The following is a 12,590-nucleotide window of genomic DNA, read 5'->3' on the forward strand; positions in this document are numbered from 1 at the left end:
GTACTTGACGAATTCTTTCTTGTGCTCGTACTCTATGAGAACCTTACCGGAAACGTTTCCGGTAACGATTCCGGATCGCACCCGAACAGCCATCCGAAACCCATCCACTCAAAGGAGAGTCACGCCGTGACCGATACCCGCCCCGCCGGTTCCGCACCGGCATCCGACGTCGTCGCGACGAGAGTCGGGCCGTTCTTCATCGTCGTCTACGCCCTCGCCCTGTTCGGCATCTGGATGTCGATCATGCTGCCCGCGTCGGTCACCATCGCGCTGCGCATCTCCGAGCTCGACCCCGAGGGCAAGACCACGAGCTACTCGATCGCGGCCGGCGTCGGCACGCTGGTGGCCCTGCTCGCCAACCCGTTCTTCGGCCGCCTCAGCGACAACACCCGAAGCCGCTTCGGACGCCGTCGTCCCTGGATCGCGATCGGCCTGCTCGGCACCATGGCCGGCGCACTCGTCATCGCCCTGAGCGGATCGTTCGCGATGCTGCTGGTCGGCTGGATCATCATGCAGGCGTTCATCAACGCCTCCATCGCCGCCGCGCTCGCCGTCGTCGCCGACCGCGTCCCCGCTGCTCAGCAGGGTCTCGTCGGTGCACTCTCGGGCATGGCCTCCTCCGCCTCCCTGGTCGTCGGCGTGTACTTCGTAGAGTGGTTCCCGACGAACATGCTCGCCCAGTTCGGACTCCCGGTGCTGATCGCCCTCGTCTTCTGCGGCATCCTGTTGTGGCTGCTGCGCGGAGACGACTCCCGCGACCTTCCGCGACAGCCCTTCGGTGTGGCCGAGTTCTTCGGCAGCTTCTTCATCAACCCGCGCAAGTCCCCCGACTTCGCCCTGTTCCTGGTGACGATGTTCCTGGTCTCCTGCGGCATCGCGGTGGTCGGCACCTACACCGTGTACATCCTGCAGGACCGGGTGAACGTGTCGGATGACCAGATCGGCGGCGTGATCACCCTCGCCTACGTGATCCCCGGGCTCATCGCCACCGTGCTGTCGCCCTTCGTGGGCTGGCTCAACGACAGGACGAAGCGCCGCAAGATGCTCATGGGGGCGGCGGCCGTCGTGATCGCGATCGGCACCCTGTCGCTCTCGTTCACCACCGAGGTCACGCCGTACCTGATCGCCGTCGCCATCGCGTCCGGCCTCGGAACGGGTCTGCTCTCCGGCACCTACATCGGTCTCGCGATCTCGACGATGAACGACCCGAACTCCTCGGCGCGCGACCTGGGCGTGACGAACATCGCCTACACGCTGCCGTTCTCGATCATGCCCTTCGCCGCCCCGCTCCTGCTCGGCATCGGCGGCGGTCAGGGCAACTACCCCGCGCTGCTCATCACCGGCGCCGTCCTCTCCCTCGTCGGGCTCGTCCCGCTGGCATTCATCAAGGCAACGAAGTAAGGAAACCCATGGCCGACTACCTCGACCCCGCCCTGCCCACCGCCCGACGGGTCGAAGACCTCCTCAGCCGGATGACCGTCGCCGAGAAGGCCGCGCTGATGTTCCACCCCTCCACCCAGCCGGGCCCGACTCCCGACGACCCGGCGGCTCTCGCCGTCGCCGAAGAGGATGCCGTCGTCCGCGGCATCTCGCACTTCAACGTGCTCGGCGGCGAGGATTCCGCCGCCGTCGCCCGCTGGCACAACACGATCCAGGAGATGGCCGAGAGCACCCGGCTCGGCATCCCGATCACGCTGTCGTCCGATCCGCGCCACGGCTTCCGCGACAACCCGTTCACCGGCCAGGCATTGAACAGCCTTTCGCGCTGGCCCGAGACCACGGGCATCGCCGCGATCGGCACCACCGACGCCGCGCGCCGCTACGGCGAGAGCATCCGTCGCGAGTTCCTGGCGATGGGCATCCGCGTGTACCTCGGGCCCATGGCCGACATCTTCAGCGAGCCGCGGTGGTCGCGCGGGTTCGGAACCTGGGGTGAGGATCCGTCCAGGGTCGCCGAGTTCACCGTCGCCTTCATCGAGGCGCTGCGCGGAGGCGCCGAGCTCGGTCCCGACTCGGTCGCCGCCGTCGTCAAGCACTTCCCCGGCGGCGGACCCCAGCTGCGCGGCGACGACGCCCACGACCCGCGCTACCCCGAGCAGGTGTACCCCGGCGGGCAGCAGGAGCTGCACATCGAGCCGTTCACCCGCGCGTTCGCCGCCGGAGTGACCCAGGTCATGACCTACTACGGCAAGCCGGTCGGCACCGCGTGGCCCGAGGTCGGCTTCGCATTCAACGAGCCGGTCGTCCAGGGCATCCTGCGCGAGCGCCTCGGCTTCGACGGCATCGTCGTCACCGACTGGAACCTCCTCGAGTCGACGAAGGTCGGCGGCCTCGACTTCGGCCCGAACGGATGGGGCCTCGAAGATCGCACGCCCGTGGAGCGGACGAAGATCGCCCTGGATGCCGGTGTCGACCAGTTCGGCGGCGACCGCAACCCGGCCCTGATCGAGGAACTGGTCGACGGCGGGCTCGTTCCTGAATCCCGCCTGGACGAGTCGGTACGTCGACTCCTGCACGAGAAGTTCCGCCTCGGCGCCTTCGAGCACCGTCGGGTCGACGTCGACGAGGCCCGCGCGATCTGCGGCTCCCCGGAGCTGATGGAGGCCGGGGAGGAGGCACAGCGCGAGTCGCTCGTGCTCGTCTCCCGCACCGATGACACCCCTATCCCGCCGACCGCCAGGATCTTCCTCGACGGGCTCACGGCCGAAGAGGCAGACATCCCGAACGAGATCGTGGACGACCCGAAGTCGGCGGACGCGATCGTCGTGCGCCTCGACGCCCCGTACGAGAACGGTCGAGGGTCGCTGGGCGACTTCTTCCGCGGGGGCAGCCTCGAGTTCTCGGCAGCGCAGCTCGATCGGCTGCGCTCTCACGCGGCGATCGCCCGCGTGCACGTGGCCGTGTTCCTGGAACGGCCGGCCGTGCTCGGCCCGCTCACCGAGATCGCCGCGAGTGTCGTGGGCGATTTCGGGGCCAGCGACGCACGCGTGCTCGAGGCGCTCACGGGTCGCGCGGCGTTCACGGGCACCCTGCCCTTCGACATCCCCTCGTCGATGGCCGCCGTCGAGGCCTCTCGCGAGGACGTACCCTTCGACACCGCGGCGCCGGGCTTCCGCTTCGGCCACGGCATCCGCACCGAGGTCGTCGTCACGGTCTGAACCGAAGAAAGCCCCCTGCTCCGCATCGCGCGGGGCAGGGGGCTTCTCTGTTGTGCTTCTCTGTCGTTCTGCGGTTCAGCCCCGGGTCAGATCACGCCGTCGGCGAGGGTGGTCGGGTTGCCGAAGCGGTGGTTCGTGATCGACACGGCCTGCTCGTGCAGGAACGGCAGCATCTCGACGCGACCGGCACCGGTCACGGCGTGCGACCAGACCGCCACATCGGGGCTTCCGTCGAGCGCCTCGTGCAGCGCTGCGGCGTCGCCACCGACCAAACGCACGCGGTGCCACGAGTTCGCCGCCTTCGCGTAGCGCTTGGTCCACGCCGCATCCGACTCGTGCTTCACCGTGACGCCGTGCACCCGCAGCGCCTTCTCGATGCGCGAGGGCAGGGCCGGAGCCGACACCGTGAACGGGCTGCCACTGCGCAGGGCGGCGGCGAGCACACGGACGCCGTCGACCAGCGGGGCGTGCTCGGCGATACGCACGTCGACCGCGACCGGACGGTAGCGGAAGAGGTTGCGCTCGACCCCGAGGCCGGACTTGTCGCTCACGGCGCCGAACTCGTCGACCCAGGCACGCTCGTCGGATGCCGCGGCGCGCTGCAGCCAGTCCCCCTCGACCGCGTCGAGCTCGGCACCCGCGGCGTCGAGCAGCGCGCCGACCGCGGGCACGACGGCAGCGCCGGGCGCGACCGCCGGAAGCTCAGCCGGGGTCCACTCGCCGAGGCCGAAGAGGTAGTTCGGTCCACCGGCCTTGGCTCCGGCGCCGACGGCCGAGCGCTTCCAGCCGCCGAACGGCTGCCGCTGCACGATCGCCCCGGTGATGCCACGGTTCACGTACAGGTTGCCGGCCTCGACCCGGTCGAGCCAGGTGGCGACCTCATCGGAATCGAGCGAGTGGATGCCGGCGGTCAGGCCGTAGTCGACCGCGTTCTGCAAGCGCAGGGCCTCATCCAGGTCCTTGGCGTGCATGATGCCGAGCACCGGGCCGAAGAACTCGGTCAGGTGGAAGTACGAGCCCTCCCGCACACCCGTCTTGACGCCAGGAGTCCACTGCTTGCCCTCGTCGTCGAGCTTGCGCGGCTTCACCAGCCAGCGCTCCCCCTTCTCCAGCTTCGTGAGCGCGGTGAGCAGCTTGCCGTTCGCGGGCTCGATGATCGGACCCATCTGCGTCGCCGGGTCGTCGGGCAGTCCGACGCGCATCGAGGTCACGGCATCCACCAGCTGACGCTCGAACCGCTTCGAGTCGGCGACCGACCCCACGAGGATCGCGAGCGATGCCGCGGAGCACTTCTGCCCTGCGTGCCCGAACGCGCTGCGGGCCACATCGGCGGCCGCGAGGTCGAGGTCGGCGGACGGGGTCACGATGATCGCGTTCTTGCCACTAGTCTCGGCGAGCAGCGGCAGGTCGGAGCGGAACGAGCGGAACAGCTGCGCCGTCTCGTACGCACCCGTGAGGATCACACGGTCCACCGCGGGCCCGGCGACGAGTCGCGTGCCCAGGTCGCGGGAAGCGAGGTCGACGAGCGCGAGCAGATCGCGCGGCACACCGGCGGCCCACAGCGCCTCGACCATCACGGCACCGCAGCGCTGGGTGAGCTTCGCGGGCTTGATGATCACGGCAGATCCCGAGGCCAGACCCGCGAGCACACCACCGGCGGGGATCGCGACCGGGAAGTTCCACGGCGGCGTGACCACGGTGACCTTCGACGGCAGGAACTCGGCGCCCGAGACGGTCTCGAGGTCCTTGGCGCGCTCGGCGTAGTAGTGAGCGAAGTCGATGGCCTCGCTGATCTCGGGGTCGGACTCGGCGATGGTCTTGCCCGCCTCATGGGCCATGATCTCGATGAGCTGTCCACGGCGCGCGGCGAGCTCGTCTCCGGCGCGGTGCAGCACGGCGGCGCGGTCGGCGGCGGGCAGGGCGGCCCACTTCTCGGCGGCGGCGGTCGCAGCGTCGAAGATGCCGTCGAGCTCGGCATCCGTCTCGACCTTGGCGATCGCGATGCTGTCGAGGCCGAGCGTCGATCCGACCGAGCGACCCAGGATCTCACGACCCCAGGCACGGTTCGCGGCGATCGCGGGGTCGGTGTCGGCCTGGTTCTCGAAGCCCGTCGTCGTCCCCTGGGCGACCTCTGCCGTGCGGTCCTGCACGCGGTGGGGTGCCGGGACGAACTCCGGCTCGTCGGTCGCGAGCGCGGCGAGCGAGCGCTCGAAGCGCTCCCGCTCCCGGGTGAGGAGCGTCGGGTTGGAGGCCAGCTCGAACACCGCCGACATGAAGTTCTCGGGGCTGGCGTTCTCTTCGAGGCGGCGCACCAAGTAGGCGATCGCGACGTCGAACTCGGCCGGGTTCACGACCGGCGTGTAGAGCAGCAGGCGGCCGACGTCCTTGCGGACGGCCTCAGCCTGGCCGGTCGCCATGCCCAGCAGCATCTCGTACTCGACGAGCGGGTCGGCACTGTCAGGGTCAGCGACCCCGCGCGCCTGCGCGAGCAGCCAGGTGTAGGCGATGTCGAACAGGTTGTGGCCCGCGACGCCGATGCGCACGGCATCCAGTCGCTCGGGCGTCATCGCCCAGTCGAGCACCCGCTTGTAGTTGGTGTCGGAGTCCTGCTTGGTGCCGTAGGTCGCGAGCGGCCAGCCGTGGATCGCCGCGTCGACCTCTTCCATCGCGAGGTTCGCGCCCTTGACGACACGCACCTTGATGGGCGCTCCGCCCTTCGCGCGGCGCGCCGTGGCCCACTCCTGCAGGTGCTGCATGGCGCCGAGGGCGTCGGGCAGGTAGGCCTGCAGCACGATGCCGGCCTCGAGGTTCTCCAGCCCCGGCTGGTCGAGGATGCTCGTGAAGGCCGCGATCGTCAGGTCGAGGTCGCGGTACTCCTCCATGTCGAGGTTGATGAACTTGGCCTTGCCCGGTGCCCCTTTCGCCGCCCTGCTGGACGCCTCGGCCTTCGCGGCGAGTTCGTAGAGCGGGGTCAGCTTCTCGACGACATCCGCCACGGCCTCGTCGAACGACCACATCGACAGCTGGCTCACGACGCTGGAGACCTTGATCGAGACGTAGTCGACGTCGTCGCGGGCCAGGAAGTCGCGCGTGCCCTGCAGACGGTGCCCGGCCTCGCGCTCGCCGAGCACGGCCTCGCCGAGCAGGTTGAGGTTGAGGCGGTTGCCGCTCTTGCGGAGCTTCGCGATGGCCGGGCCGAGCTTGGCGGGGGTCGCATCCAGCACGAGGTGCCCGACCATGGCGCGCAGCACGCGGCGCGAGATCGGCACGACCACGCCGGGGAGCTTCGGCGCCCAGAAGCCGCCGGTCTTGATCGCGGCGCGCAGGTATCCGGGCAGCAGGGCCGGAGTGATCTCCGAGATCTCGGCGAGCTTGCGACCCGCGACGCGCAGGTCTTCCGGACGCATGACGCCGTCGACGAAGCCGACTGTGAAGGCGAGTCCGTTCGGGTCCTTGAGCACCTCGGACAGACGCTGCGCGGCCGGCTCGACGGGGTGGGTCTCACTCTCGACGAGCCAGCGCTGCACGAGGGCGGCGACGTCTTCGGTACGGGGGGTGGTGGTGTCGGCGGCGACAGGCATCGGTGGGACCTTCCAAGAGAGCGCACACCGGGGTTTCGTGTGCGGCTGGATCATTGTCTTCCCCCTCGGTAGGCTCCGTCTATCAACCGATTTGAGTGAATTCTGTTCACTCAAGCTGAACGAACGGAACGGCCGTGCTGGACGTGAACCGACTGCGGATGCTGGTGGAGCTCTCGCGCCGCGGAACGCTCTCGGCCGTGGCCGATGCCCTGTCCTACAGCAAGGCCTCGGTGTCGCAGCAGCTGAGCGCACTGGAGCGCGATGTGGGGGTGCCGCTGCTGCGTCGAGTGGGACGCGGGGTGCAGTTCACACCGCAGGGGAACGTGCTCGTCGCTGAGGCCATCGGTATCCTCGATCAACTCGAGCACGCCGAGGTCGCGGTCGCCGAGTCGCTCACCGAGGTGACGGGCACCGCGCGCATCGCCGTGTTCCAGTCGACCGCGCACTCCCTGCTGCCGCGCGCGCTCGAGTCTCTCAGGGAGCGGCATCCGGCGCTTCGGGTCGAGGTCACCGAGTGCGACCCGGAGACCGGGCTGGTCGGAGTGTCCAGCCGCGACTTCGACCTGATCCTCGCCGAGCAGTATCCGGGGCGCACGCGCCCGATCCACGCCGACCTCGACCGCGTGGTGCTCGCGCACGATGCGATCGCACTGGCCCGGCGGCCCGGAGCGCCTCGGCACGCGGATGCCCTCGCGGAGCTGTGGTCGACCCGGGAAGAGCCGTGGGTGCTCGAGCCCGCCGGCACGGCATCCCGCGCCTGGGCCGAGGAGCTCTGCCGCACCGCGGGGTTCGAGCCCGACGTGCGCTTCGAGATCGCCGACCTCACGGCGCACGTGCGCCTGATCCACGCCGGGCTCGCGGTCGGGCTGCTGCCCGAACTCGTGTGGGCCGGCGACACCCCGACCGTCGATCTGGCGCCGCTTCCCCACGAGCCGCGCCGCGAGATCTTCTCCTCGGCACGGAAGGTCTCCGCCGCCGCCCCGTCCATCCGTGCGGTGCGCAGCGCACTTGCGGACGCCGCCTCGCACAACCTGCCCGTCTAGCGCGACGCAGAACACCGCAACACTCGGGAATATGCATGCACATGCATCTGTTCTGTCCCGTGTACCCGGACGAAGGAGTCCGATCCACTCCTTCCGAAAGGCACTTCCGTGAGCACTCCCGTGATCGACCGCACCGCCCCGACCGAGCACCCCGTCCTCGACGTCCTCGCCGGCCGCTGGAGCCCCCGCGCCTTCGATGCGCAGAACTCGATCGACGAGGCCAAGCTCGCCACCGCTCTCGAGGCCGCCCGCTGGAGCCCGTCCGCCAACAACTCGCAGCCGTGGCGCTTCATCGTCGCCCGCCGCGGCACCGCCCTGCACGCACAGGTCGTCGATGCCCTGATGGGATTCAACCAGGCATGGGCCGGTAACGCCGCCGTGCTCGTGGTCGCGATCGCCGAGACGGTAGCGGCCGACGGCACCCCCATCACCCACGCGCTCTACGACCTCGGTCAGGCCGTCGCGCACTTCTCGGTGCAGGCCCACCACGATGGACTCGTCGTGCACCAGATGAGCGGCTTCGACCCGGAGGTCGTCCGCGAGTTCGCCGACCTCGAGCCCCGCTTCGTGCCGACCACGGTCTTCGCCGTCGGCGAGTTCGGCGACGTGACCACGCTCCCCGAGGTGCTGCAGGAGCGCGAGGTCGCTCCGCGCGTGCGTCGCCCGATCAACGAGACGGTCGTCCTCAGCGCCTGACCTGCGCCACAGGGCTTCTGCCGACGGGGCCTCCGGATTGTCCGGGGGCCCCGTTAGCGTGTCCGGATGGACCTTCTCCGCATCACCGGCGCGCGGACGAACAACCTCCGCGATGTCTCCGTCGACGTTCCCAAGAAGCTGCTGACCGTCTTCACCGGCGTCTCCGGATCAGGCAAGTCGTCGCTGGTACTCGACACGATCGCCGCCGAGGCGCAGCGGCTCGTCAACGACTCCTACTCGACCTTCATCCGCGCGAGGCTGCCGCAGATGCCGGCGCCCGACGTGCAGTCCATGGACGGTCTGACCTTCACGGTGCTGATCGACCAGCGCCGGTTCACGGGCAACGCGCGCTCGACGGTGGCGACCGCGACCGACCTGGCCTCGCTCGTGCGCCTGGTCTTCTCCCGTGTCGGTGAGCCGTCGGCCGGGTACTCCCCCGCCTATTCGTTCAACGATCCGTCCGGCATGTGCCCGACCTGCGAGGGTCTCGGCACGGTGTACGACATCGACATCGACGCGCTGATCGACCCCGAGAAGAACATCGACGAGGGGCCGGTCCGGTTCAGCCTGTTCCGCCCGGGTGTGTATCGGTGGAAGCGGTTCGCCTACTGCGGGCTGTTCGACCGCGAGAAGCCACTGAAGGACTACACGGCCGAGGAGATGGACCAGTTCCTCTACGCCGACAAGCTCAAGCTCGACGATCCGGATCCGCGTTTCCCGCAGAGCGCCCGGTTCGACGGCGTGATCACCCGCATGCGCGACGTGTTCCTGAAGCAGCGCCCGGTGAAGATGTCGGCCCCGGTGCGCGAAGAGCTCGACCGGCTCGTGACCCACCACACCTGCCCGGACTGCCACGGTGCACGGGTGAACGAAGCGGCGCGGGCGAGCCTCATCGACGGACGATCGATCGTGGACTGGATGCGGATGCCGGTGGCCGAGCTGCATGCGCTGCTCGAGGAGTTCGACGACCCGCGGGTGGCGCCGGCGGTCGAGGGCATCCGTCATGTGCTCGATGCCCTGCTCTCGGTCGGCCTCGGCTATCTCACGCTCGACCGCGAATCGTCGACCCTGTCCGGCGGCGAGGCGCAGCGCGTCAAGATCGTGCGGCACCTCGGCAGCGCCCTGACCGACGTGACCTACGTGTTCGACGAGCCGAGCACCGGGCTGCACCCCGCCGACATCCAACGCCTCGTCGCCCTGCTGCAGCGGCTGCGCGATGCGGGCAACACGATCCTCGTCGTCGAGCACCACCCGCAGGTGATCGCGGTCGCCGACCACGTCGTCGACCTCGGGCCGGGTGCGGGGTCCGCCGGTGGCACCGTGCAGTTCGAGGGGACGCCCGCAGCATTGCGCGGCAGCGACACTCTCACGGGGCGCGTGCTCGCCGAGCCCTTGACGGTCCGTCAGGCGGCGCGGCAGCCCTCGGGTCGCATCACCGTGAAGGATGCGCGCTCGCACAACCTGCGCGGGTTCGACGTCGATGTCCCGCTCGGCGTGCTCACCGCGATCACGGGGGTCGCGGGTTCGGGGAAGAGCTCCTTCGCCACCGTGGAGCTGCCGCGCCAGCATCCGGAGTTCACGGTCGTCGGGCAAGATCCGCTGCGTGGCGGAGCGCGGTCGACGACGCTGAGCATCCTGCGCATCGCCGACACGGTCCGCGAGGTGTTCGCGGCCGCGTCGGGCCTTGATCCGTCCTGGTTCAGCTTCAACTCGCGCGGAGCCTGCCCCACCTGCCGCGGGCGCGGGCACATCACGACCGAGCTCGCGTTCCTCGACGACGTCTCGCTGCCCTGCGACGCGTGCGGCGGCCTGCGCTTCAACCCGAAGGCGCTGGGCGTGCAGGTCGACGGCTCCTCGATCGCCGATGTCCTGGCGTCGACTCCGGCCGCGGTCAGCACGCTGTTCTCCGCGCATCCCGACGTGGTCGAGGCCCTGGACTGGGTACAGCGCACCGGGCTGCATTACATCCCGGTCGGACGTTCGCTCGACACCCTCTCGGGAGGTGAGAAGCAGCGGCTGCTCCTCGCCCGGCATCTCAGTGATCCGCGGCGCGACTCCACCGACCGGATCATCCTCGACGAGCCCACTTCGGGACTGCACCCCACCGACGTCGACACGATCAACACCCTCTTCGACGACCTGCTCGACGACGGTGCGACCCTGGTGGTCGTCGAACACAACATGCGGGTGGTCGCGCGCGCGGATCATGTCATCGACATCGGCCCCGGCGCCGGATCGGACGGCGGCCGGCTGGTCTTCGCCGGCACCCCGACGGAGATCGTGCGCGACGGCGACTCGCTCACCGGGAAGGCTCTCGCCGCGGCATCCGCCTCCGCAACCTGACCACAGAACGACGCAGTGGCGATTTGTGAGGGGCGCGGCGCGATCCCCCGACCTACAATCGTCGGCATGGCAATCCAGCGAAGGGTCAAGTCGGTCGAGCAGTCGATGGCGGAGACGCACGACGAGAAACGCTCCCTGAAACGCTCCCTGGGCGTATGGGACCTCGCGGTCATGGGTGTCGCGGTCGCCGTCGGTGCGGGCATCTTCTCGGTCGGCGCCGAGGCATCCGCGCGGCACGCCGGTCCGGCCGTCATCGTCTCGTTCATCATCGCCGCCGCCGTGTGCGCACTCGCGATCCTCTGCTACGCCGAGTTCGCCTCCTCGATCCCGGTCGCGGGCTCCGCCTACACGTTCACCTATTCCACCCTCGGCGAGTTCCTCGCGTGGATCATCGGCTGGGACCTGATCCTCGAGATGCTCATGGCGTCGGCCGTGATCGCGAAGTACTGGGGTGTCTACCTCGGCGATGCGGTGTCGCTGTTCGACCTCCAGATCCCGATGACCCTCCACATCGGGCCGCTCAGCTTCGACTGGGGACCCGTCGTGATCGTCGCGATCTTCACGCTGCTGCTCGCCCTCGGCACGCAGCTGTCGAGCCGGGTCAACAGCGTGTTCACCGTGATCAAGGTCGCGATCGTGCTGTTCGTCATCGTCGTCGGCCTGTTCTTCATCAACGGCGCCAACTACTCGCCGTTCGTGCCGCCGGCACAGGAGGGCGCGGCGTCGGAGAGCGTCTGGACGCAGTCGCTCTTCTCGTTCCTGACCGGCTCCGACCCCTCGATCTACGGCGTGTTCGGCATCCTCAGCGGCGCGGCCCTGGTGTTCTTCGCGTTCATCGGTTTCGACGTGGTCGCCACGAGCGCCGAGGAGACCAAGGACCCCAAGCGCACCGTTCCTCGCGGCATCATCCTCGGGCTCGTGATCGTGACCGTGCTGTACGTGCTGGTCGCGATCGTCATCACCGGCATGGTCTCGTACACCGAGCTCGCGAAGCTCGATGAGCCCTCTCTGGCGAGCGCGTTCGAACTGGTCGGGGCGACGTGGGCGGCGCAGGTGATCGCCATCGGCAGCCTCGTCGGTCTGACCACGGTCGTGATGGTGCTGCTGATGGGCCTCGCGCGCGTCGTGTTCGCGATGAGCCGTGACGGCCTGCTCCCGCGCTCGCTGAGCGTGACGGATGCCAAGCGCGGCACCCCGATCCGCATCCAGCTCATCGTGGGCGTCGTGATCGCGATCATCGCCGGCTTCACGGATGTGCAGGTGCTGGGCGACATGATCAACATCGGAACCCTGTCGGCCTTCGTCCTGGTGAGCATCGGCGTGCCGATCCTCCGCAAGACCCGGCCCGACCTGGAGCGCCCGTTCACGGTGCCGTTCTCGCCGTGGCTGCCGTGGATCTCGGCACTCGCCTGCTTCTGGCTGATGCTGAACCTCAGCACCGAGACCTGGGTGCGCTTCGCAATCTGGCTCGCGCTCGGCCTGGTGATCTACTTCGCGTACTCGCGGCGACACTCGCTGATCGGACGGGAGCTCGAGAAGGATGCGCTCGGCGGGCTGCACCGTCCACCCCTGCAGTAGCCGGCGCCCACCGCTACCGGCAAACGCGCGCCACCCGAGCGGCTTTCGACTTGCACGCGAGGAGCTTCGGCGATGGTTTGGCGAGCCCAAAGGACCAGTTCGCGCAGGAGCATATCGATACTCCAGAACTCTCCTCGCACAACCCTCGCCGGTAGACCACCGAGCGAATTAGCCTCACAGGACCGTGATAA

The 12,590-nt window shown here is 69.1% G+C and carries 7 protein-coding genes; 6 read left to right on the forward strand and 1 reads right to left on the reverse strand.

Features of this window, described 5'->3' with window-relative positions; genetic code table 11:
- Positions 1-126: 126 nt before the first annotated feature.
- Complete coding sequence (locus tag HCX50_RS00825) at positions 127-1,401, forward strand: MFS transporter (protein ID WP_337748879.1); 1,275 nt, start codon at positions 127-129, stop codon at positions 1,399-1,401.
- 8 nt (positions 1,402-1,409) lie between these two features.
- Positions 1,410-3,158, forward strand: coding sequence for a glycoside hydrolase family 3 protein (locus tag HCX50_RS00830; RefSeq protein WP_167632681.1), 1,749 nt, complete (start codon positions 1,410-1,412; stop codon positions 3,156-3,158).
- Between the two features lie 86 nt (positions 3,159-3,244).
- On the opposite strand, the gene HCX50_RS00835 is transcribed toward HCX50_RS00830, so the two are convergent.
- Entirely contained in the window at positions 3,245-6,739 is a 3,495-nt protein-coding gene (locus HCX50_RS00835) for a proline dehydrogenase family protein (RefSeq protein WP_167632682.1), read from the reverse strand.
- A 134-nt stretch (positions 6,740-6,873) separates the two neighbouring features.
- Between HCX50_RS00835 and HCX50_RS00840 the strand changes: the two genes are divergently transcribed.
- The 4 genes from HCX50_RS00840 to HCX50_RS00855 all read left to right on the forward strand — a co-directional run bounded on the left by HCX50_RS00840 (position 6,874) and on the right by HCX50_RS00855 (position 12,399).
- Positions 6,874-7,782 carry a LysR substrate-binding domain-containing protein gene (locus HCX50_RS00840; protein ID WP_167632683.1) on the forward strand — a complete coding sequence of 303 codons (909 nt, stop codon included), beginning with the start codon at positions 6,874-6,876 and terminating at the stop codon, positions 7,780-7,782.
- A 108-nt stretch (positions 7,783-7,890) separates the two neighbouring features.
- The gene (locus HCX50_RS00845) at positions 7,891-8,478 is read left to right on the forward strand and encodes a nitroreductase family protein (RefSeq protein WP_167632684.1); all 588 of its coding nucleotides are present in this window, start codon (positions 7,891-7,893) and stop codon (positions 8,476-8,478) included.
- 66 nt (positions 8,479-8,544) lie between these two features.
- Positions 8,545-10,821 carry an ATP-binding cassette domain-containing protein gene (locus HCX50_RS00850; RefSeq protein ID WP_205828685.1) on the forward strand — a complete coding sequence of 759 codons (2,277 nt, stop codon included), beginning with the start codon at positions 8,545-8,547 and terminating at the stop codon, positions 10,819-10,821.
- 66 nt (positions 10,822-10,887) lie between these two features.
- Positions 10,888-12,399, forward strand: coding sequence for an APC family permease (locus tag HCX50_RS00855; RefSeq protein ID WP_167632685.1), 1,512 nt, complete (start codon positions 10,888-10,890; stop codon positions 12,397-12,399).
- Positions 12,400-12,590 lie beyond the last annotated feature (191 nt).

It is taken from the genome of Microbacterium sp. B19(2022), assembly GCF_012030385.1.
Classification (GTDB): domain Bacteria; phylum Actinomycetota; class Actinomycetes; order Actinomycetales; family Microbacteriaceae; genus Microbacterium; species Microbacterium oxydans_B.

Bases quoted from the DNA above. Each gene is read 5' to 3' on its own strand.
- HCX50_RS00850 (WP_205828685.1), top strand. From the start codon at position 8,545: ATGGACCTTCTCCGCATCACCGGCGCGCGGACGAACAACCTCCGCGAT.
- HCX50_RS00855 (WP_167632685.1), top strand. From the start codon at position 10,888: ATGGCAATCCAGCGAAGGGTCAAGTCGGTCGAGCAGTCGATGGCGGAG.
- HCX50_RS00835 (WP_167632682.1), bottom strand. From the start codon at position 6,739: ATGCCTGTCGCCGCCGACACCACCACCCCCCGTACCGAAGACGTCGCC.
- HCX50_RS00830 (WP_167632681.1), top strand. From the start codon at position 1,410: ATGGCCGACTACCTCGACCCCGCCCTGCCCACCGCCCGACGGGTCGAA.